Source organism: Lelliottia sp. 489 (assembly GCF_050435885.1).
GTDB lineage: Bacteria > Pseudomonadota > Gammaproteobacteria > Enterobacterales > Enterobacteriaceae > Enterobacter > Enterobacter nimipressuralis.
In genome coordinates, this window is the sequence record NZ_JBNDLC010000001.1 from 1,080,058 (window position 1) to 1,101,371 (window position 21,314).

15 protein-coding genes, 2 tRNA genes and 3 pseudogenes are annotated in these 21,314 nt (G+C 48.8%); 9 read left to right on the forward strand and 11 right to left on the reverse strand.

The window, feature by feature from the left end:
• Nucleotides 1-26 precede the first annotated feature (26 nt).
• Both fumA and ABIE11_RS05455 read left to right on the forward strand, forming a co-directional pair.
• The gene (gene fumA, locus ABIE11_RS05450; protein WP_102104043.1) at nucleotides 27-1,676 is read left to right on the forward strand and encodes a class I fumarate hydratase FumA; all 1,650 of its coding nucleotides are present in this window, start codon (nucleotides 27-29) and stop codon (nucleotides 1,674-1,676) included.
• 171 nt (nucleotides 1,677-1,847) lie between these two features.
• The gene (locus ABIE11_RS05455; RefSeq protein ID WP_123427496.1) at nucleotides 1,848-2,852 is read left to right on the forward strand and encodes an acyltransferase; all 1,005 of its coding nucleotides are present in this window, start codon (nucleotides 1,848-1,850) and stop codon (nucleotides 2,850-2,852) included.
• A gap of 34 nt (nucleotides 2,853-2,886) precedes the next feature.
• Here ABIE11_RS05455 and ABIE11_RS05460 read toward each other — a convergent pair whose 3' ends face one another.
• Both ABIE11_RS05460 and ABIE11_RS05465 read right to left on the reverse strand, forming a co-directional pair.
• Entirely contained in the window at nucleotides 2,887-4,032 is a 1,146-nt protein-coding gene (locus ABIE11_RS05460) for an acyltransferase family protein (protein ID WP_429184108.1), read from the reverse strand.
• Between the two features lie 1,262 nt (nucleotides 4,033-5,294).
• Nucleotides 5,295-5,384 (reverse strand) — tRNA-Ser (locus ABIE11_RS05465).
• A 93-nt stretch (nucleotides 5,385-5,477) separates the two neighbouring features.
• Here ABIE11_RS05465 and mtfA point away from each other — a divergent pair.
• The 3 genes from mtfA (at nucleotide 5,478) to ABIE11_RS05480 (ending at nucleotide 7,881) form a co-directional block, all read left to right on the forward strand.
• Nucleotides 5,478-6,275, forward strand: a complete 798-nt coding sequence (gene mtfA, locus ABIE11_RS05470; protein ID WP_107703307.1) for a DgsA anti-repressor MtfA — start codon at nucleotides 5,478-5,480, stop codon at nucleotides 6,273-6,275.
• Nucleotides 6,276-6,375: 100 nt separating this feature from the next.
• A tRNA-Asn gene (locus ABIE11_RS05475) sits at nucleotides 6,376-6,451 on the forward strand.
• A gap of 161 nt (nucleotides 6,452-6,612) precedes the next feature.
• The gene (locus ABIE11_RS05480) at nucleotides 6,613-7,881 is read left to right on the forward strand and encodes a tyrosine-type recombinase/integrase (RefSeq protein WP_032754788.1); all 1,269 of its coding nucleotides are present in this window, start codon (nucleotides 6,613-6,615) and stop codon (nucleotides 7,879-7,881) included.
• 74 nt (nucleotides 7,882-7,955) lie between these two features.
• On the opposite strand, the gene ABIE11_RS05485 is transcribed toward ABIE11_RS05480, so the two are convergent.
• Nucleotides 7,956-8,180: an SDR family oxidoreductase gene (locus ABIE11_RS05485; protein ID WP_116403514.1), complete on the reverse strand. Its 225-nt coding sequence runs from the start codon at nucleotides 8,178-8,180 to the stop codon at nucleotides 7,956-7,958.
• Nucleotides 8,176-8,313, reverse strand: a pseudogene (locus ABIE11_RS05490) (MFS transporter); the annotation flags it as partial. The pseudogene ABIE11_RS05490 and the gene ABIE11_RS05485, both read right to left, overlap by 5 nt.
• A 512-nt stretch (nucleotides 8,314-8,825) precedes the next feature.
• On the opposite strand from ABIE11_RS05490, the pseudogene ABIE11_RS05495 reads away from it, so the two are divergent.
• Nucleotides 8,826-9,185, forward strand: a pseudogene (locus ABIE11_RS05495) (transposase); the annotation flags it as partial.
• Between the two features lie 466 nt (nucleotides 9,186-9,651).
• On the opposite strand, the gene ABIE11_RS05500 reads toward ABIE11_RS05495, so the two are convergent.
• The 6 genes and pseudogenes from ABIE11_RS05500 to ABIE11_RS05525 all read right to left on the reverse strand — a co-directional run bounded on the left by ABIE11_RS05500 (nucleotide 9,652) and on the right by ABIE11_RS05525 (nucleotide 14,664).
• Nucleotides 9,652-9,885: a hypothetical protein gene (locus tag ABIE11_RS05500; RefSeq protein ID WP_123809086.1), complete on the reverse strand. Its 234-nt coding sequence runs from the start codon at nucleotides 9,883-9,885 to the stop codon at nucleotides 9,652-9,654.
• Between the two features lie 417 nt (nucleotides 9,886-10,302).
• Nucleotides 10,303-11,124, reverse strand: a pseudogene (locus tag ABIE11_RS05505) (IS256 family transposase); the annotation flags it as partial.
• Nucleotides 11,125-11,136: 12 nt separating this feature from the next.
• Nucleotides 11,137-12,297, reverse strand: a complete 1,161-nt coding sequence (argE, locus tag ABIE11_RS05510; RefSeq protein ID WP_012541192.1) for an acetylornithine deacetylase — start codon at nucleotides 12,295-12,297, stop codon at nucleotides 11,137-11,139.
• Complete coding sequence (locus ABIE11_RS05515; protein ID WP_012541191.1) at nucleotides 12,290-12,964, reverse strand: DUF1028 domain-containing protein; 675 nt, start codon at nucleotides 12,962-12,964, stop codon at nucleotides 12,290-12,292. The genes argE and ABIE11_RS05515 overlap by 8 nt, the downstream gene beginning before the upstream one ends.
• Nucleotides 12,961-13,386, reverse strand: a complete 426-nt coding sequence (locus tag ABIE11_RS05520) for a RidA family protein (protein WP_012541190.1) — start codon at nucleotides 13,384-13,386, stop codon at nucleotides 12,961-12,963. Before ABIE11_RS05520 ends, ABIE11_RS05515 begins: the two co-directional genes overlap by 4 nt.
• Before the next feature lie 9 nt (nucleotides 13,387-13,395).
• Entirely contained in the window at nucleotides 13,396-14,664 is a 1,269-nt protein-coding gene (locus tag ABIE11_RS05525) for a flavin-containing monooxygenase (protein ID WP_012541189.1), read from the reverse strand.
• A gap of 608 nt (nucleotides 14,665-15,272) precedes the next feature.
• Between ABIE11_RS05525 and ABIE11_RS05530 the strand changes: the two genes are divergently transcribed.
• From ABIE11_RS05530 to ABIE11_RS05540, 3 genes are read left to right on the forward strand one after another with little or no spacing between them, the layout of a single operon-like run.
• Nucleotides 15,273-16,676, forward strand: coding sequence for a purine-cytosine permease family protein (locus ABIE11_RS05530; protein ID WP_012541188.1), 1,404 nt, complete (start codon nucleotides 15,273-15,275; stop codon nucleotides 16,674-16,676).
• Nucleotides 16,677-16,690: 14 nt separating this feature from the next.
• Nucleotides 16,691-18,337, forward strand: coding sequence for a GMC family oxidoreductase (locus ABIE11_RS05535; RefSeq protein ID WP_032754791.1), 1,647 nt, complete (start codon nucleotides 16,691-16,693; stop codon nucleotides 18,335-18,337).
• Nucleotides 18,330-19,820: an aldehyde dehydrogenase gene (locus ABIE11_RS05540; RefSeq protein WP_012541186.1), complete on the forward strand. Its 1,491-nt coding sequence runs from the start codon at nucleotides 18,330-18,332 to the stop codon at nucleotides 19,818-19,820. The genes ABIE11_RS05535 and ABIE11_RS05540 overlap by 8 nt, the downstream gene beginning before the upstream one ends.
• Nucleotides 19,821-19,864: 44 nt before the next feature.
• Here the strand turns inward: ABIE11_RS05540 and ABIE11_RS05545 are convergent, their stop codons facing one another.
• On the reverse strand, nucleotides 19,865-20,785 hold the full coding sequence (locus ABIE11_RS05545; protein WP_040206036.1) for a LysR substrate-binding domain-containing protein: 921 nt from the start codon (nucleotides 20,783-20,785) through the stop codon (nucleotides 19,865-19,867).
• Nucleotides 20,786-21,314 lie beyond the last annotated feature (529 nt).

Genomic DNA, 21,314 nt, shown 5'->3' on the forward strand with positions numbered 1-21,314 from the left:
GGTTTAATTTTATGGAGTGATACGCAATGTCGAACAAAACCTTTTACTATCAGAATCCCTTCCCTCTCGCACATGACGACACCGAATATTATCTGCTGACCAAAGAGCACGTCTCCGTGGCGGAATTTAACGGCCAGGAGATTCTCCAGGTCGAGCCAGAGGCCCTGACTCTGCTCGCTCAGCAGGCGTTCCACGATGCGGCCTTTATGCTGCGCCCGTCGCACCAGAAACAGGTTGCGGCGATCCTCAACGACCCGGAAGCCAGCGAAAACGATAAATATGTCGCCCTGCAGTTCCTGCGCAACTCTGAAATCGCGGCCAAAGGCGTGCTGCCGACCTGCCAGGATACGGGGACGGCGATCATCATGGGCAAAAAAGGCCAGCGTGTCTGGACCGGCGGTGGCGACGAAGCCGCGCTGAGCCAGGGTGTGTACAACACTTACATCGAAGATAACCTGCGCTACTCCCAGAACGCCGCGTTGGATATGTATAAAGAGGTGAATACCGGCACCAACCTGCCCGCGCAGATCGACCTCTACAGCGTCGACGGCGATGAGTACAAGTTCCTGTGCATGGCGAAAGGCGGCGGTTCCGCCAACAAAACCTATCTGTATCAGGAAACCAAAGCGCTCATCACCCCGGCTAAACTGAAAAATTACCTGGTCGAGAAGATGCGTTCCCTGGGTACGGCGGCCTGCCCGCCTTACCATATCGCCTTTGTGATTGGCGGAACCTCTGCTGAAAGCACCCTGAAAACCGTGAAACTGGCATCAACCCGCTACTACGACGGCCTGCCGACAGAAGGTAACGAACACGGCCAGGCGTTCCGCGATGTTCAGCTGGAGCAGGAACTGCTGCTGGAAGCGCAAAATCTTGGTCTGGGCGCTCAGTTCGGCGGGAAATATTTCGCCCACGATATTCGCGTGATCCGCTTGCCGCGCCACGGCGCCTCCTGCCCTGTCGGCATGGGCGTGTCGTGCTCAGCTGACCGTAACATCAAAGCGAAAATCAACCGCGACGGGATCTGGATTGAGAAACTGGAACACAATCCAGGTCAGTACATTCCGGAATCCCTGCGTCAGCAAGGTGAAGGCGAGGTAGTCAGCATTAACCTGAACCAGCCAATGCACGAGATCCTGGCACAGCTCTCAGCCCATCCGGTTTCGACCCGTCTGTCCCTGAACGGCACCATTATCGTGGCCCGTGATATCGCTCATGCCAAGCTGAAAGAGCTGCTGGATAACGGTGAAGAACTGCCGCAGTACGTCAAAGATCACCCGATCTATTACGCCGGCCCGGCGAAGACACCGGAGGGGTATGCTTCTGGCTCGTTAGGCCCAACCACGGCCGGTCGTATGGACTCGTATGTGGATTTACTGCAATCGCACGGTGCAAGTATGGTCATGCTGGCGAAAGGTAACCGCAGCCAGCAGGTCACGGATGCCTGCCACAAGCACGGCGGTTTCTACCTGGGCAGCATCGGCGGCCCGGCTGCTGTGCTGGCGCAAAACAGCATTAAGAGTCTGGAGTGTGTCGCCTGGCCTGAACTGGGTATGGAAGCTATCTGGAAAATCGAAGTAGAAAACTTCCCGGCGTTTATCCTGGTGGATGATAAAGGGAATGACTTCTTCCAGCAGATTCAGAACAAGCAGTGCGCGGGTTGCGCGCAGCGTTGAATGAGTAAATCTTGTCAGGCCAGGTGTGTAACTGGCCTATTTTTTTGTTTACTTTGTTGTCATACCTTACTCCCACCCCCATCATTAAGTTGTCTTCGCTCCAAAAAATAATTTCCATAAATGTATACATTAGTATAATTTACTGATTTTATTTATTGATGGAACCTTCTCATGACGAATTGGGTAAATTTTTGTCGCGTCGTGGCAGTAGCGGCTATCGTATTAATACACTCAACAAGCTTTTACTTTTATACTTTCCCTGTTGGTAGTAAAGCGTGGTGGATTGGAAACATTTTTAATTCTGCAGCCCGCTGGGCAGTTCCTGTTTTTATCATGATCAGTGGTTATTTGATTGTGGCAAGAGGTAAAACTCAAAACTTAAAAGAATTTTACCTTAAAAGAGCCTCAAGGATAGCAATACCTACATTGATATGGTCGATTTTTTATGTCTTATTTTTTAAATATGCCATATTAAAAGGAGCGCCCTCTTTCGGCCTCTCAGAGGCAATAGATAAAATTGTCACTGGCAGACCCTATTCACACATGTGGTTTTTATTTATGCTTATAGGAATGTATCTCGCAACACCGTTATTTGATACTTTATTTGACAGGTATAATGATAAGAAGAAATTCTACATAATAACGATGTGGTTTATACTTTCAAGCGCTTACACAATAGCCATCAATTTTTATCCAATCAGAAATACATACTGGATAACTTGGTTTATACTTTATGCTCCATATTTCTTAGCAGGGAGGTTGATTATTTCCAACAAGATCCCAACTTATCTCGCAGCATTAGTAGGCCTTATTTCATTGGCAACAACAATTTTCGGATCATACATTATAAACATTTCTAACAATACTAAGTATGAATTTTTTTACGACCCGACCTCACCTTTAATAATTATCTTATCAATAGCAGTATTTATATTATTTTCAAAAACTAATAAAATCATTCGCAATAGCCAGTTTTGGGATTCTTTAGCACCGCTATCCATGGGAGTATTCTTAGTACATCCGGTATTTATCTTCCTGATTATGGAAATTGCCAAACCTGATATTCAAAGTAAACCATATCTTTGTTTAGGTATTATTTGGTCATTTTCACTGATGTCTGCCTTTGTTTTTTCATATATCATATCCAAAATACCTTACCTTCGAAAAATCGCCTAATAAAACACCGCGAAAGCGGTGTTTTATCACCAAATTAGATCTTGTCTTTTAATCTTTTCCCATAATTATTAAAGGGTATCTCTATATATTTGTATGTTAATGAACTTATCAACATAATCAGTATTAATACCATTGTAGACTCGGTAAGATAAGTAATTACATTAAGTGTTTTCGCATCGACAAACTGATTAAAACAAAACCATACAATACCGTGCAAAAGATAGATTGAGTAACTAATTTCACCAAGCCTTACAACTCCCTTAAACCTTAACAATCCAAATAAACTATCTTTATTTACTAAGATCATAAAGAGTAAAGCCATAAAAGGCAGTGCCGGGAGAGTCAGGAATTTATTATCTACCACATTCAGCCCTAAAAACCATAATAACCCGCCAAAAATAACAATAGGACCAAAGTTTAGAACTATTTTATTGTTAATATTAAGTGATAGCTCCTTTGCTAAAAAGCCAAAGGAAAACAATGCGGCGTAAATTGCATAATTATAATTAGAGGAAGGCAATATATAATATGACAATATTAGCAAACTGATCACTAGAGGTAGCTTGCTCTCTTTTTTAATTATAATACTTAGAACAGGTAAAGAGAAGTAAAACAACCACTCCCAGTATAAAGTCCATGTAACGCCTGCATTAATCAAGCTCGCATTTTTATACGATGATACATTTGGCCTATTATTGTATATTCCCCCATCGAACCAATAAATCATATCTCTGATATTATCACCGGTAACATGCCACCCGCCCATTCCTATCGCAATAATAATACAGACTAATGATGAAACGAAGCAGAGCGGAACAATTCGGAAAAATCGATTTAAAAATAATTTAGACCAATTTGTGTCACTACTTATTTTTGTGTAAAAAAGATACCCAGAAATTACAAAGAACATTCCTACACCAAAAGGACCTAAAAAACAGTTAAGATCAAAACCTCGAGTTTCCCACAATCCGCTTACACTAAATTTATAACTAAAAATATAATGATGAAATACAACTCCTAGAGCGAGAAAAAAACGCAGACCAATGAGTTCGAGATTAACTTCCTGCCCTTTGTTTTCGGCATCAAGAAATGCAAAAAAACGAGTGTTAAAGAGTAATATGACGAACAGAGTTGCGATTACCATCCAGATGGTTACAACGTTTTGTGAAAAAACCAACATAAAAACTCGCAGCGAAAATATTTATATTTGATTAATGTAAACATTTTGGGAGGTATAATCAACATTTCTTGATATGTCATTGATAAAATTACTATCCTTTTGATTGAAAAGCTTAAATTGAGATAAGGGTAAAGTTCTCCGCTCGTACTTAACTGTCACATTTGTCTTCGCAGCAATCTTCCCTGTGAGCTGATAGGTACAGAAATCTGTATAGGAGGGCACAACTACATTTTCTTGAGACCTAAGCGCCTCCTTTTCACTTATAAGTTAAAAATTTCAACTCCCATGCCATTCTCGGGCTTGCATTCAGTTTCTGAGCACACTTTACCTTGCCACTTCATTCGACTAACTTGGTAGAACCCACGAGTAGAGATAGCCTTTCTCTCCGTCTGAAATTGATTCAGTCTGCTACTTCATCGTCGCGGTGTTTCCTAAATCCAAAGCCAGTATACCAGCCCTAAATCCTGAGGCGACTTCCCGTTTAAAACAACAATGCACAGTTTCCTTCCCGCCCGAACTGATTTTCAATAAAGCTGACCTCAGAATTAGGGAGATATTTTTATCGTATCCTTTCTGATCCTCTTTCAAGGACTGAACCAGATAGGCATGATCTTTATTATTACTGAGCGATATAATAAAACCTCTTTATCTATCTCAAGGTTAAAACTTCTACCACATCAGCGTCAGCTGAGTCCATCGACAACTATTTGGTTTTAAATATCATCAGACTCAATAGAGTTCCATCACTGTTCGACTGACAGCTCTGGCAGTAACCGCCCCTGAACAAGTGCATCGGGTATGACCTCACTGGATAACCAACGGCGCTAACTCTAACGTTCAATGCTTCTTGGTATTTTACCCATCCCACTTAGCAGTCCTTTGACGATGACATGATTTCGAAAAAAGCACGATTAATGGAATACAGCTCAGTCTTAATCTTTACATTAACAAATACACTGGCGCACTTAGCTCTTCACGTTAGTTATCGGCATAATCACACTATCCAGAGGCTATGGCGTGGCGTGCTGAAATAATTTAAAGTTGGTAGCTTTGGTATAGCTGGGGGTAGAAGCCTTCAAAAATTATTACTAAAATAGACCAAAATCTAGATATCTCTCTCAAGTTGCATAAAACATCAATGACTTGAAAAAGCACTAAGGCTAGACTCCTGCGAACTTCAGGTGCATCTTGATGCTGACCTCAGTCAGAATGAGGGCGCTGGAAGGAGTACGATGAGTAATGATAACGATAAAGCAGTGAAGTGGCGGAGAGAGGGGGATTTGAACCCCCGGTAGAGTTGCCCCTACTCTAGTTTTCGAGACTAGTCCGTTCAGCCGCTCCGGCATCTCTCCGTTATAGTGGTTGCCATGATGCCAGGTAATTTGGCATTTTAACAGATCCTTATCCTGCATTTTTGTTCAAGTGATGAGTTTGCGAGCGAAGCGATGATTAAGTGGCCCTGGAAATCGAACGAAACCGCACCGAACACGACTTTTCCGTGGGAAGAGGCGCTGGCTATTCCGGTACTCGCCAGTCTCGACCCCGATGAGCAAACCCGACTGGTTCAGTTAGCCGATCGTTTTTTACAGCAAAAACGCCTCGTCCCGCTTCAGGGTTTTGAGCTGGACGCCCTCAAAAGCGCGCGTATCGCCCTGCTCTTCTGTTTGCCTGTGCTGGAGTTGGGCTTTGAGTGGCTTGACGGCTTCCATGAAGTGCTGATCTACCCGGCGCCATTCGTGGTGGACGACGAATGGGAAGATGACATTGGGCTGGTGCATAATCAGCGCGTCGTGCAGTCCGGACAAAGCTGGCAGCAAGGCCCGATTATCCTCAACTGGCTGGATATTCAGGACTCCTTTGACGCCTCCGGTTTTAATCTGATTATTCACGAAGTCGCCCATAAGCTGGATACCCGCAACGGCGATCGCGCCAGCGGCGTGCCATTTATCCCTCTGCGGGAAGTTGCGAGCTGGGAGCACGATCTGCACGCGGCAATGAATAATATCCAGGATGAGATCGATCTGGTGGGTGAAAGCGCAGCCAGCATTGATGCCTACGCAGCGACCGATCCGGCAGAGTGTTTTGCGGTGTTATCGGAATATTTCTTCAGCGCACCCGAACTGTTCGCTCCCCGTTTCCCGGCGCTGTGGCAGCGTTTTTGCCATTTTTACCAGCAAGATCCGCTGCAGCGTCTACGTGAAAATGCGGGACCTGGTGGACATTCGTCCTCCCAAGTACACTAAAACAGCAGGTTGGCTCTTAATTAATCATTTGAATCAGCAAGTTGAATTTAGTGTTGACACAAAATAGCGAGGCCATTAACATGCGCCTCGTTCACACGATTCCTCTGTAGTTCAGTCGGTAGAACGGCGGACTGTTAATCCGTATGTCACTGGTTCGAGTCCAGTCAGAGGAGCCAATTTCCTGTTTTCATGCCTCCTTGCGAGTCTTTATCTGGTATTGATTCAAGAGGTTAGCGTGAAAATTCTTCCCGGTGTATTTTCATTTAATTCTCCGCATCGGGAAAAATTGGTGGTCAAATCTGGGGTCAGGTTTGTTCGATAATGGAGTGACCCCCATATGTCCCTTACCGATGCGAAAATCCGCACCCTCAAACCTTCTGATAAACCCTTTAAAGTCTCCGATTCTCACGGTCTGTATCTTCTTGTCAAACCGGGCGGCTCACGTCACTGGTATCTCAAGTACCGTATTAATGGTAAAGAATCTCGCCTCGGTTTAGGTGCTTATCCTAATGTTTCTCTGACCGACGCCCGGCAACAGCGTGACGACATCCGTAAGCTACTTGCACAGAAGATAAACCCGGCACAACAGCGTCTCACTGAAAAGGCAGCCCGGTCACCGGAAAAAGCCTTCAAAGCCGTAGCTCTGAACTGGCATAAAAGCAATAAAACCTGGTCGGAAGATCACGCCAATCGCGTGCTTGGCCGTATGAACAACCACATTTTCCCGATAATTGGTCATCTGACGGTAACAGAACTGAAAGTTCAGCACTTCATCAATCTGCTGAAAGGCGTTGAGAATAAAGGTTTGCTGGAAATAGCTTCTCGTACCCGACAATACATAAGCAGCATTATGCGGCACGCCTTACATCAGGGGTTGATTGAACACAACCCGGCTGCAGACTTGAAAGGCGTCACCGTTCCGCCCATCAAACGTCACTATCCTGCCCTGCCCCTGGAACGTCTGCCGGAACTGCTGAAACGCATTGACGACTACAAACAGGGACGGGAGTTAACTCAGTTGGCAATCATGCTATCTCTTCATGTGTTTATCCGTTCCAGTGAACTGCGTTTTGCCCGTTGGCCGGAGATTAATTTCAGAAACAGGCTCTGGACTATCCCCGCTACCCGAGAAACAATTCCCAATGTTCGCAACTCTGGGCGAGGTGCAAAAATGCGTGCGCAGCATATTGTGCCACTTTCCCAACAGGCCATCGACATTCTCAAACAGATCAGAGAAATCTCTGGTGATCAGGTACTGATATTCCCCAGCATTCGTGATCCGTATAAACCAATGAGTGAAAATACGATTAATAAGGCTTTACGGCTAATGGATTATGATACTAAAGAGGATGTCTGCGGCCACGGATTCCGGGCAATGGCCTGTAGCGCCCTGATTGAGTCCGGCCTGTGGTCAGAGGATGCCATTGAAAGGCAGATGAGTCATCAGGAGCGTAACAGCGTGCGAGCAGCGTACATACATAAAGCGGAGCACCTGGAAGCGCGTAAAGCAATGATGCAATGGTGGTCAGATTATATAGATGAATGCAGGGAAAAATATGTTCCCCCCTATAATTGGAGCAGTCAGAAAAATAATCATGCTGCCTAATCCAGTAATGAATCACTAGGAGAATAAAAGGATAAGCAGATCCTATCCCTTTAGGATCTGCTTTTTTAATAACCTTATTTGGTTTGCTGGAGCGATTTCTCTGACAAGATCACTCGGAGGTTCAGATAACACCGCGCAAAACTCCCCCCATCTACTCGCACGGCAGTACCTGTAGTGGCAGAAGCCCTATCGGAGCTGAGATAAACGATCAAATTAGCTACTTCCTCTGCGCTTGCCATTCGACCTAATAGAGACGTCGAACGCTCGTTGCGAATGAATATACGCCCAGCCTCTTCCAGAGGTCAGATATCCGGCTTGCGGAATAGACACATGGAGATCATTTGCAATATCTTGCAGTAATCCTGTAGTAATAAACTGTGTTGTACCAATCGCAAAAGCGCTAATAGCCAACGCTAACAACGCAAACGGCATATCATTCTCCAAAGGACAGGTCTTCTATGGAGTGATAATGCATAGTTCTATCATTAAATTCTGTACGGCATTTGGAAAGTGCACTGCGAATGACTGTCACAACATTAGTCCAGTAACATTCTATCTCAATCTTATATTCAGCCGGGATTTTACTCCCGGTCTTAATCCTATCTGTTTAATTCATCCGACAAAATTCAATCAGAAAATTTGAAAACATTGAAATTCTTATCGAAATTGAATTCCGACTGGTTCGTACAATCTGTATAGGGCTAATCGGTTCATGCCACTCGGGAAGAATGTTAATAAGCTTCCCTGAGGAAATATATTTTTTATAATCCATGATTCACGGAGTGCAATCCCATGCCCTTGAAGGGCCTAGTTAAGCAATGCTACTCCATCATCCGAACTCATGGATTTCTTATAGCCGTGAAAGTTTCAGCCGTGTCATGACGGCCTTCGAGGCAGAGCTTGCCCTTGTGACCCGCATGATGAATCGTCAGGCTAGGCAACATTTCCGGGAGCAGGCCCGCCTGCTGACCAGCGTCAATGGCGTGGCGGAAATCACTGCCGCCACCCTGCTGGCCGAACCGCCGGAGCTGGGCACCCTGCCCAGCAGGGAAATCAGCGCACTTGTCGGTGTCGCCCCCGTTTACAGGGACTCAGGAAAAATGCGGGGAAGACGAACTATTTTTGGCGGAAGGGCGGGCGTAGGGTGCACGCTTTACATGGCGGTGATAACCGCCATTCAGTTTAACCCGGCAATCAGGGGCTTTTATGTCAGGTTAGTTGAAGCCGGAAAGGCGAAAAAGGTGGCGCTGGTTGCCTGCATGCTTAAACTCCTGATCGTCCTGAACGCCATGGTCAAAAGGGGGCACACTGTGAGGATGATTTCATGCCACTCCGACAATTTAGTGACTAATGAAACTCAGTTCAGCTCTGAGACTGATGTCATTAGAGCTTTTTTTATGCCATCATAAAAAGATACTGCAGGGCCACCAGTGCCTGCTGGTTATAGCTGTTTCTGATACCATCACGGCGTCAAGGTGATCTGGCCACGTTGTGAAGACGCTCATCTCTGTGAAATAACAAATCGAACCAGATGTCAGCTTAAGCTGTGTAGGTCTTTTAATCCGGGCATTCAAAAGCATTCTTCTAGCTCTTGATAAATCAGGCCTCATTGTGAAAAAAGAACATTTTTTTTGTCCTTACACTCTAATTATTTAACTTACATGTAACCGATTACACTATTCGGATAGTGTTTTCCCTCACCAAGGAAGGTTGCGCATCAGGTACGGAGCCAATTCGTGTGTCATGCAGGGTCTTTGCAAGACAGAACTGTCAATCCTTCTTGTTACTTTCGATGAGTGACTCCAGAAACTTTCGCTGTTTATCATTCAAATCAAGCGATTTTACTTTTTCCTGGATGCTTTCACTGCTTTTGTCTGCGGGCTGTGATGGTTTTCTTTTATCAGGCTCTGCTCCATAAACGACCGCGGCGAAAATACCACCCCATACCAGACAGCAAAAAATTAACATAATAATCCAGGCAGTTCTGCGACTTACTTTCATCATTTATCCCAGTAATCGTTAAGAACACGTAAGACAATTCTCATACGAAGCGGCTCTCTGTGTAAGCGATTACAGTGATATATGCGGCATTTACACTGCTATGGATAGCTGTATTAAGATTTTCATCTGAAATAGTTCCAGTCTGCGGGAAGATATCTACGTACTTTGGTACTGTTGTTAGCGCTCAGACTCATATGGCTGTTTAAGATGTATTCCATTTTAATAATACCGCTTGAGCCATATCAGTAAGCGTCACATATAGACCGCATTATTACCCAGAATGTGTATCAGCTTGTTTTAAATCAACAGTCTGCCTTAAACGAAAAGAGGAGCTTAAAGCTAAAGACTCCACTTGCAATATGAATAAAAAACAGGACACTTGGGGAGCCTGACTTGCCACGGTGGACGATTTCAGATGGATATGATGCTTGGGTAAGGCAGGTACGCTGACAGTTTTTCCCATTTACGACGCCACGACAGGAGCACCACCGGATACTGCTGACTCCAGTTGATCCAGTGCCGTCTCTGCGGCCTCTTTGACACAGCCCGGTACACTGGCTTCAGATCGGCCATAAACGCTTTGTGATACTTCGATGCCACGTCTTTGATCGAGTTGCGTATCTGATGAATAACGCACAGTTACACTTCAGTCTGTGGATAAATGCTGTTAATCGCCTCAGGGAAGCCGGTCAGTCCGTCCACGCAATCGATCAGGATATCTTCAACGCCACGGTTTTGCATGCCACTCAGTATGGATAACCAGAAGTTAGCGCCTTCACTTTCCGACAGATACAGGTCCAATACTTCTTTTTTGCCTTCCAGATTCAGTGCCAGAACGGTATATACAGCCTAGCTCTGGTAATGGCTTTCTTCGCGGATTTTGTAGTGACTGGCATCCAACCAGACAAAAGGATAGACCTTCACAAGGGGTCGCTGCTGCCACTGTTTAAATTCGGGGATATCTTTATCGGTGACCGCACTGATAGTGGCGCTGGACACGCTTAACGCTTATAAATCCTCAATTTCCCGGCCGATATCCTGATAGCTCATCCCCAGAGCGAACAGGCGGATGATCTTACGTTCTATCCCGTTGGAGAGTTTGGTCCGGTGCTTTTTTACCAGTTGCGGTTCAAACGTGCCGTTGCGATCACGCGGTGGTGCCAGTTCAAAACTACCGGTCGGTGTTTTGAGGTCTTTTTTACCAGAGCCGTTTTTACGGTTAGCTTCATTAGGTTTAACTAACTATTGACTGTTTCATTTTAAAGGAACTGTACGCATCCATTTACATAAATTTACCAGCATACTCATGCAGTGTTCTACTTGTTCAATAGCAATAAACTCATCCGGCTTATGCCCCTGCGCCATGCTGCCTGGCCCGCAAATCAGGGTGGCAATCCCCGCTTCATCAAACAATCCCCCTTCGGTGCCAAACGCCACGGTTGAGAAATCATTGCTGCCACTCCATTGCGCCAGCCACTGCGCGAATTGCGATTGCGGATCGGTGAGCAGGCTAGGATAGTAGCTCAGCGGCTGAAAACGGATCGCGCTCTCGGCTGCCACCGCCTGCATTTGCGGTAACAATTGCTGTTGCGAGAACAGCTCGACCTCGGTCATCACACCCTGAACATTAGCGCCCGGCAGATAGCGGATTTCAAAATCAAACTGACAATCCTGCGGCACGATGTTCAGCGCGCTGCCGCCCTGAATCATACCGGTCTGGAGCGTGCTATAGGGGGGATCAAAACGCGCATCCTCGATCTGCTTCAGTTGCTGCGCCGCTGCGCCCAGCTGGTTGATAAGCCTGGCCGCGTATTCGATGGCATTGACGCCAGAGGGTGCATAGGCCGAGTGACAGGCGCGGCCATGCACCTGACAACGCATCGCCACCTTGCCTTTGTGTCCATACACCGGGCGCATTTCTGTCGGCTCGCCGATGATACACATGGCGGGTTTTTCCGCAGACGCGCGCAGATAGTCCACCATGCTGCGCACCCCGAGGCAGCCCACTTCCTCATCATAGGAAAAAGCCAGATGCAGCGGCAGGCGCAACGGCTGGGTCAGAAAGTTATCCAGCGATGCCAGCACGCAGGCCAGAAAGCCCTTCATGTCGGCACTGCCACGGCCATAGTAGCGCCCTTCCTGTTGTGTCAGGGCAAACGGCGGCAGCGTCCATTGCTGACCATCGACCGGCACCACATCGGTATGACCGGACAACATCACCCCGCCGTCACCGCCCGGTCCCAGCCGGGCATACAGATTGGCTTTGCGCCCGCTGTCATCCATGATGCGTTGCGACGCGATACCCCGTTGCGCCAGAAAATCTTCAATCCAGGCAATCAACGCCAGATTGGATTCGCGGCTGGTGGTATCAAACGCCAGCAGTGCCGCGAGGATGTCGCGTACCGCGTTACTCATCGCCGGGTACGCCATAGCTCGGGGCATCGCGTGGATCCAGTGCCCGGGTGACGTAAGCCTGCATCTGCGGTTCATACGCCAGCCACAACTTGTGCAGCTCTGCCAATGGGTTTTCTTCTGCCCAATCGACGCGCAGGTCCACCAGCGGCCAGGTGTAATCATCGACTACTTTCACGGCAGCAGAATGCACCGGCCCCGCCTCACCACCAGCGTCGATCCCCGCCTGCAACGCCGTAATCAGACGACTGGTGAGTTCCCCGGTGGTGGCTTCAAAAGCCGTCACCATTGCGGCGATCACCGCTTGCTCCGCCAGCATATTGCCTGCGGCCACGCATTCTTTGCCCTGCACCACATGATAAATACCCAGCGTCTTGTCACCGCTAAAGGCGGCGCTGCGACCGCTGGCGTCAATGACAGTCACCTGGCGATACTCGCTAAAGCGATCTTCTGCCAGCGCGCTTTTCAGTGCCTGTTCCGGCGCTAACCCCGCCTCCAGCCGCGCCAGAATCTGCTGCCCCAGTGCCGGTAATGTAATGTTCTGGCTGGATACCGCCCCCACTCCGGCCACCAGCCACGGGCAACGCGCGCCGACGGCAATGCTCGACGAGCTAATGGCGATACCGAGTTGGCCGGACTCCGCACAGCGTGCGGCAATCGAAAGCGTCATTTCGCCTCCCAGTCATCCGGGATCACCGCAATCACATCAATTTCCATCAGCCACTGCGGCTGTGCCAGCGCCGAAACCACCAGACCAGTTGAAATCGGAAACACCCCTTTCAGCCATTTGCCCACTTCCTGGTAAACCGGCTCGCGATAGCGTGGATCGGTAAGATAGGTGGTGGTTTTCACGATATGGCTCAGGTCGCTACCGGCTTCTTCCAGCAGCTGTTTGAGGTTTTTCATCGCCTGTTCGGTTTGAGCGCGGGGATCGCCCAGCCCGACCAGATTGCCTGCAAAATCGGTACCGACCTGGCCGCGCACGTAGACGGTATTACCAGCGCGTACCGCCTGGCAGAGATCGTTGTCCAGCGTCTGATTCGGATAGGTTTCTTTGGTGTTGAACATACGAATACGTTGATGAGTAGGCATAACAGTTCCTTAAAGCGAGTCAGAGGGAGCGCGGTAATGCTGGTACTGGCGCTGGATAGCGATCTGGTCAGCAATAAATTTGGCATCGTGCCAGACGCCCCAGATAAAGGTGGAACCACGACGTGACAACCACGGCAAGCCGAGAAAATAGACGCCAGGCTCGCTGGAAACACCACGATGATGCTGCGGTCTGCCCTGGTCATTAAAGGCATTAACCTTCAGCCAGCTGTAATCGGCCACGTAGCCCGTCGCCCAGATAATGCTGGTGATGCCAGCTTCGGCCAGATTAAGTGACAGCTGCGGATGGGTTACGCAGGCGGGGTCTGGCAGGAACTCACGTGCTTGCGGTTCAGGCGGTAAATCAAGACCGTTACGGTCGATATACGCGTCAGCAGCATCCAGCAATGCGAGATAATTAGCATCGCCGCGCGCAATATTCACCGCCAGGTCATCCTGAAAACGTACGGTGTTAGCGGTGAAACTTTCAGTCAGGCCAACGAGGTTAACGCCCTGCGCCGCCAGACGACGGAAATCGACGGTATGCCCACCGCGTGCGCCACTGACGGCGATGGTGACATGCTCTTTGCCCGGCTGGCTGGCTGCGGCATCCCACAGACCGAGTACCCCAAGCCACCAGCAGAAGTCCCGGCCACGGTAGGAACGTGGTGGACGATCGTGCGGTCCCACCGACAGCCATACGGGCTTACCGGCACGTTGCAGCTCATCAGCAATCTGCACGCCGGAAGAACCGGCACCAACCACCAGCACGCCCCCCTGCGGCAGCTGCTGCGGATTTTTATAGTCTGCCGAGTGCAGCTGTTGTACCTGGCTATGCTGAGGAGCAATCGCCGGGATGACCGGACGCTGGAAAGGACCGGTAGCGGCCACGATACGCTGCACATTGATCACGCCTGCGGAGGTGGTGACGGTGAAACCACTGCGCCCCTGATTGCGTTCAGCGCTTAACACTTCGACGCCAGTATGAATCGGTGACTGGTTCATTGCGGCGTAGCTGACAAAATAATCGGCAACCTGTTCTTTCGCCACGAAGCTGTCAGGTGAGCAGCCGGGAAACTCCATCCCCGGAAAGCGGTCATGCCAGGCCGGACCGTTGGCAACCAGCGAATCCCAGCGACGACTACGCCAGGATTCGGCAATCCGATTTTTCTCCACTACCAGATGCGGAATGCCCAGACGCGTCAGGTGTTCGCTCATGGCAACCCCCGCCTGACCCGCGCCAATAATCAGCGTATCTGTTTCAGTTTTTAATGATGTCATTTCAACGTCCTTCATCCCGCATCACGCAGGGGATTAACCACTTAAGAAGGACCCAAGACTATTGGAGCACGTGCAGGCGGTAAAATATTATAAAGTGAGCGTCTGGATAGAAAATATTTAACCTGCTGGCAACCTTGTCCGCCGAAATAAAATACAAAGCCCTGTTAAAGCCGCATCCGCTCTGCACAGGCAAGATAAAAAGGTGCTGAGATAAATCAAATTAACGCGATTCACAGACAACATTTTTACTTATTAATTTTGCAAAATTGACGATATTTAATATTGCCAACGATGCTTCAGTGACGAGCAGACGCGCACCAAAATAAGGCATTCAGCCAGAACGTGGCATTTTAGATGTTAATAATCAAATAGTTAATTAGATTCAAAAATATCTCACCTGTCATTCTTTAACGTTCCAATTTGGGGCAGCCAATCCATAAGCGAGATTGCATCTTTTTTTTATATTAGTTGGCTATATTTTTCTTCATTTCTCTCTATAGCCAACTGTTGCAACATCCCATCAACGTTATTTTCACCCCTCCCAATTTTTTGGGTGGTTATAATCGCAGCCATGCGGCAAGCCTGCAAATGACTTTGTTGAGATAACTATGATGACAAACAACCCAAAAGATAATGCTGTTGCAACCACAATAGAGTTGAGCACCATCCAGCCCATTCCCGCGCATGAACGTCATGGCAAGCCACGGGATCTTTTTACCATCTGGTTTGGTTCAAACATCATGTTGCTTACCGTGATTACCGGTGCGCTGGCGGTGAGTATTTTCCACTTATCTTTTATGTGGGCCACCCTCGCCGTATTGATTGGTAACCTTGCCGGTGGGCTGTTTATGGCATTGCATTCCGCGCAGGGGCCACAATTAGGTGTGCCGCAGATGGTGCAAACCCGCGGCCAGTTTGGTTCTTATGGTTCCGTGCTGGTGGTGGCGTTAGTCGTCATCATGTATATCGGCTTTCTGGCATCGAACCTGGTGCTGGGCGGTCAGTCACTGCACGCCATCTACGCACCGGTTTCTACCGATACCGGCATCCTGGTTTCTGCGGTACTCAGCCTGGTCGCCTGTGCCTTCGGTTATAACCTGATTCATGCCTACACCAAGGTGATGTCGTGGGTATCCGGTATTATTTTGCTCGCGGCCTTTGCGTGGATTGTTTTCGTGCATGGTCTGCCGACTGATTTTCTCGCACGTAATGGCTTTAATCTCAGCGGATTCCTCGGTGCCATTTCCATCGCCGCGTTATGGCAGCTGGCCTATGCGCCTTATGTATCCGATTATTCCCGCTACATGCCAAAAGATATCAGCGAAAAAAGTGTCTTCTGGTGTAGCTACCTGGGATGCGTACTGGGTTCATTGTTCCCGATGATTCTTGGCATTCTGGTTTCTATTTGCATCGTGGATGGTGATTTAATCACCGGCATTGTGAATATGACCGGCGGATTATCCTCCACCGTAATTATTGTGTTTGCCTTAGGCATTGCCGCGACCAATGCAATGAACCTCTATTGCGGCGTGCTCTGCACCCTGACGCTCGGCCAGACATTCCTGCCTAAATGGTCGCCACTTTCTGGCGCCCGCATTGTGGTTTCGATTGTCACCATCCTTATCGAAGTGCTGATTGCGATTTATGGTCAGGAAAACTTTCTGGTCAATTACACCAACTTTATTCTGATGCTGCTGTATGTGCTGGTGCCGTGGACGGCAATTAACCTGGTTGATTACTATCTGGTGGCCCACGGTAATTATGATGTCGCTTCATTCTTCCGTCGCGACGGTGGCATATACGGTTACTTCAATTCAAAAGCCATTTTCTGTTATCTGCTGGGCATCATCGTCGAGATTCCCTTTATGTCTACCGCCATCTATACCGGCCCGGCAGCAAATATGTTAGGTGGTGCCGACATCTCCTGGATTATTGGTTTAGCCATCGTCTCACCTGTTTATTATTTCCTCTGCCGTACTCAGGCAGTGGCGCAAACCTCTGTTGCTAAATAATCACCGGAATGACTATGAACAATAGCAAGACCTATGACTACATCATTATTGGTGGTGGTTCCGCAGGTTCAGTACTGGCCGCCCGGCTTGCAGAGCAGGCAGATCTCAAGATCTGCCTTATCGAGGCCGGTAGCCGTGATGAAACCCCGCGTATCCAGACGCCTGCGGGCACCATCACCCTGTATAAAAGCAAAAAGTTCAGCTGGAACTTTTATTCAACGCCACAAAAAAGCCTGGGGGGACGGCAAATCCACGTCCCGCGCGGCAAGGCGCTGGGTGGTTCCTCATCCATGAACAGCATGATTTATATTCGCGGATTACCTTCTGATTATGACCGCTGGGAACAGCAAGGTTGTGAGGGCTGGGGCTGGAATAATGTCCTGCCCTGGTTCAAACGATCGGAAAAGAATCTGCTGTCTCAGGACCCGGCATATCATGGTTTTAACGGCGAATTACTGGTCGATAAACCGCGCGATCCCAATCCGGTATCAGCGCTGTTTGTCGCGGCGGGCAAGCGGGTCGGATTAGCGGAGAACACCGACTTTAACGGTAAATCGCTGGCGGGGGTCGGCATTTACAACGTCACGCAAAAGGATGGCAAACGGTTATCAAGCTATCGTGCATTTTTGCATCCCCATATTGGGCGCAGCAATTTGACCGTGATGACTGACTGCACCGTGCAAACGTTGATCATTGAAGACAAAGCGGTCAAAGGCGTGCGAATAACTGAGCATGGCCGCGATCAACCCACGTCAATTCTCTGCCGCCATGAAGTCATCCTTTCGGCCGGCTCGATCGGCTCACCGCATATTCTGCTGAAATCAGGTATCGGGCCTGCTGCCGAACTTGAGGCCGCAGGTATTCCGCTGGTGCACCCTCTTCCCGGGGTGGGCAAAAATCTTCAGGACCATCTGGATGGTCTGGTCACCGTGCGTTCCAGAAACCCTCTGACGCTTGGTTTTTCCCTCGCCGCCTGGAAACCGATCCTGACATCCCCCTTCCAGTATCTCTTTCGTCGCAAAGGTTGGCTAACCACCAATTATGTTGAAGCCGGTGGCTTTGCCGCGACAAAACTCAGTAGCGATGAACCCGATATTCAGTTCCATTTTGTGCCGGGTTATCGCAGCCATCGTGGCCGTTTATTTGAATGGGGCCACGGCTATGCGATTCACACCTGCGTTTTACGTCCGCGGTCGATCGGCGCGTTGCAGTTAAAGCGTGATGGGCAGATCGCTATTGATTTTAATTTCCTCGCCGATCCTTATGACGCCAGCGTGCTGGTGGAAGGGATAAAAGTGGCAAGGAATATTCTGGCTCAGCCGGAATTCAATGCATTGCGTGGCGAAGAGATGCTGCCGGGCAAACATATCCAGACTGACGAACAGCTGCATCAATACGTCAAAGAATATTGCGCCACGGTTTTCCATCCGGTTGGCACCTGCAAGATGGGGCGGGATGAAATGAGTGTTGTCGCACCGGACACTCTCAAGGTATATGGCGTGGAAAATTTGCGCGTGGCAGATGCATCAATTATGCCGACGCTTATCAGCGGCAACACCAATGCGCCTTCAATTATGATTGGCGAACGTGCGGCAAGCATGATCCTGCAAGGAACGCCGGTAGCTGAGACCGAGACGAATAAGGAGAACGCTTATGCATAATCGTGATTACTGGCAAGGTCTGCTGAACCAACAACGCTTTAGCACGCATGCCCTTATCGGGGGTAAACCTTACTTCGCCAAAGCGGAGAAAACCTGGGCGGTGGTGAATCCCGCCACCAATGCAGTGTTAGCGGACGTCACCGCTTGCCAGGCTGAGGATATTGACGCTGCGGTGCGTTCAGCACGCCAGGCATTTACCTCTGGTATCTGGTCTGAATGTCCTTTAGCGCAACGCAAAGCCGTGCTGCGCAGGCTGGCGGAGCTGATGCTGGAGCACCGGGAAGAACTGGCGCTGCTGGAAAGCGCAAGCATGGGGAAACCGGTGCTCGATGCCTATAACGTTGATGTGCCTGGTGCTGCTCATGTGATGGCCTGGTACGCAGAAAGTATCGATAAGATTTATGACGAGGTTGCCCCCACCCGTCCGGGTACCCTGGCAACCATCACCCGTGAACCTGTCGGCGTGGTTGCCGCCATTGTGCCGTGGAATTTTCCCCTCGATATTGCCGCCTGGAAAATTGGCCCAGCGCTGGCAGCCGGAAATAGTGTGATCCTGAAACCCTCGGAGAATTCGCCTTTCACCGCACTGAAACTGGCAGAACTAGCGCTGGAGGCCGGGTTGCCCGCCGGGGTGTTAAACGTTGTTACCGGGCTGGGGATCGAAGCCGGTGCTGCGCTGGGCCAGCATAACGATGTTGATGTGCTGACCTTTACCGGTTCAACCGCGGTGGGCAAAGCCTTTATGGCCTATTCCGGCCAATCCAATTTGAAGCAGGTGTGGCTGGAATGTGGTGGCAAAAGCGCCAACATTATTTTTGCCAATTGCCAGGATCTCGATTTAGCCGCCGAAAAAGCCGCCTTCGGTATCTGTTTCAACCAGGGTGAAGTTTGTTCAGCTAACTCCAGATTATTAGTTGAGCGTAAGATCTATCCCGACTTTATGGCGAAGTTGATCACGAAGTTGCACGGCTGGCAACCTGACCACCCGCTTAACCCCAATGCGAGGATGGGCGCGATGGTTTCGACTGCGCATAAAGATAAGGTGATGGATTTTATTCAGACCGCAGTGACTCAGGGCGGTATTGTGCGCGCGGGTGGCGAGCAACGCGAAATCGAGACAGTCGCTAACTACATCCTGCCGACGGTGATTGAGATTGAAAGCGAAAACGTTAACTTATGGCGTGATGAAGTATTCGGTCCGGTGCTCGCGGTAAAAGTCTTTGATGATGAGTCGGAAGCCATCGAACTGGCGAATAATCATATTTACGCCCTTGCTGCGTCTGTATGGTCGGACGACCTGAATCAGGCACATCGTGTGGCGCGCAAACTGAACGCCGGAACGGTGTCGGTCAACACCGTTGATGCGCTGGATGTGACCGTTCCTTTTGGTGGCAATCAGCAATCGGGTTTTGGCCGCGACCTGTCTTTACATGCCTTTGATAAATTCACCAAATTAAAAACCACCTGGCTTGAATTACGTTAAATACAACTGACGTTTGCTCTACCCGCAACGGGTAGAGTAACAATTTAATGGCTGCTGACGGCCGGAGTTAATTCAACACTGCGGCAATAATCCATAAATAACCGCGTGGGCCGCGTGGGTTCATTATTTTGCAGATAAGCCATAATCAGCGTCGATGCCGCCATTTCATCGATAATATCCAGTTGCACCAAGCGCTGCCCATCGTATGTCATATCCGAACAGGGCCGGGTCACCAGCACCGAAAAGCCCAGCCCCTGCCCGACCATGCACCGCACCATTTCAATTGACGGAGAGCTATAGGCCACTTCAGGGTAATAACCATTCTCTTTGAAAATGCTGATAAAGTAATTTTTGCTGGGTACCGCATCCAACAGGATCATCGGTTCGCTTGCCAGTTCCTGTAATGTCACCGCACTTTTTTTCGCCAGCGGATGCGCCGCCGGTAGCAGCGCATAGGGTTTATGCGGCGCATTCAGCGGTTCTTTCTGAATCGCGTTGTCCAGGTCAAGATCGTAGAGAAATGCCATGTCAAAACGGCCACGATGTAAACCGTGCATCAGCTCATGCTGTTCACCGTCGTACAGCTGAATATTGATTTCCGGATAGAGTTTTTTGAAACCTGCAATCAGCTTGGGCATATACAGCGGAGCCGCCGATTCAAAACAACCCACGGCGATGGTGCCGCAAACCAGCTCATTTTCTGCGCGTGAACTTTGCTCAAACTCATAGGACAACCGCAGCAACTCCTTTGCTTTTTCGTAGAACCGTCTCCCACTGGAGGTGAGCGATACGCCCTGTGCATGATGGCGAATGAACAGCTGCTGTTCAAAAGCGTCCTCAAGGTTTTTGATGGCGACCGAAATCGAAGGCTGGGCGATATGCAGCTGGCGTGACGCTTCGGCGATGCTTTCGGTCTCAACCACAGTGACGAAATATTTAAGTTGCTTGAGTGTGAAATGTGTCATGAAAAAACCTTTATAAAATATCTTCGCGTTAACATTCTAAATAGTCTCATTCTATCTAATTTTAATATGCAATATTTGCGCCATAGTTAAGAGCTACATTGTTATTCTAAAATTTAAGCTTCAGTTCGCCCTTCTGTAGATAGACATAACCATGGGTGTAACGCGACTACCGTTATGCGTTGAAGCCTGGGGGGTAGAAAACGTCACAAGTAGCGTAGCTACTCATTGTGGTATTTATCGGTGGCAATGACTCAGCCAGAAGCCAATGTTTCTTAAATGCTTCAGTTTAAGATGTAGAACCTCTGCTCCCAACACCGCTGCCGACGTGGAGGCTAAAATGTCAATTTATGAATCTATATGGATTGCTGCCGAAACAGCATGACATTTCGTCTTCCGCCCGAGAACTAAGGATTACTGCTAGTTAGTCATATTGGTTTTTGTAATAGCCCCATGCTCGCAAATGCGACCCAGTCAGAGGAGCCAATTTCCTGTTTGCATGCATCTTTGCGAATCCTTATCTGATATTGAT

What these genes read in the sequence shown, in the direction of transcription:
- ABIE11_RS05525 (WP_012541189.1), bottom strand. Translation starts at nt 14,664, where the DNA reads ATGACATCATTAAAAACTGAAACAGATACGCTGATTATTGGCGCGGGT.
- ABIE11_RS05545 (WP_040206036.1), bottom strand. Translation starts at nt 20,785, where the DNA reads ATGACACATTTCACACTCAAGCAACTTAAATATTTCGTCACTGTGGTT.
- argE (WP_012541192.1), bottom strand. Translation starts at nt 12,297, where the DNA reads ATGAGTAACGCGGTACGCGACATCCTCGCGGCACTGCTGGCGTTTGAT.
- ABIE11_RS05500 (WP_123809086.1), bottom strand. Translation starts at nt 9,885, where the DNA reads ATGATGAAAGTAAGTCGCAGAACTGCCTGGATTATTATGTTAATTTTT.
- mtfA (WP_107703307.1), top strand. Translation starts at nt 5,478, where the DNA reads ATGATTAAGTGGCCCTGGAAATCGAACGAAACCGCACCGAACACGACT.
- ABIE11_RS05455 (WP_123427496.1), top strand. Translation starts at nt 1,848, where the DNA reads ATGACGAATTGGGTAAATTTTTGTCGCGTCGTGGCAGTAGCGGCTATC.
- ABIE11_RS05540 (WP_012541186.1), top strand. Translation starts at nt 18,330, where the DNA reads ATGCATAATCGTGATTACTGGCAAGGTCTGCTGAACCAACAACGCTTT.
- fumA (WP_102104043.1), top strand. Translation starts at nt 27, where the DNA reads ATGTCGAACAAAACCTTTTACTATCAGAATCCCTTCCCTCTCGCACAT.
- ABIE11_RS05530 (WP_012541188.1), top strand. Translation starts at nt 15,273, where the DNA reads ATGATGACAAACAACCCAAAAGATAATGCTGTTGCAACCACAATAGAG.
- ABIE11_RS05460 (WP_429184108.1), bottom strand. Translation starts at nt 4,032, where the DNA reads ATGTTGGTTTTTTCACAAAACGTTGTAACCATCTGGATGGTAATCGCA.
- ABIE11_RS05535 (WP_032754791.1), top strand. Translation starts at nt 16,691, where the DNA reads ATGAACAATAGCAAGACCTATGACTACATCATTATTGGTGGTGGTTCC.
- ABIE11_RS05480 (WP_032754788.1), top strand. Translation starts at nt 6,613, where the DNA reads ATGTCCCTTACCGATGCGAAAATCCGCACCCTCAAACCTTCTGATAAA.
- ABIE11_RS05520 (WP_012541190.1), bottom strand. Translation starts at nt 13,386, where the DNA reads ATGCCTACTCATCAACGTATTCGTATGTTCAACACCAAAGAAACCTAT.
- ABIE11_RS05515 (WP_012541191.1), bottom strand. Translation starts at nt 12,964, where the DNA reads ATGACGCTTTCGATTGCCGCACGCTGTGCGGAGTCCGGCCAACTCGGT.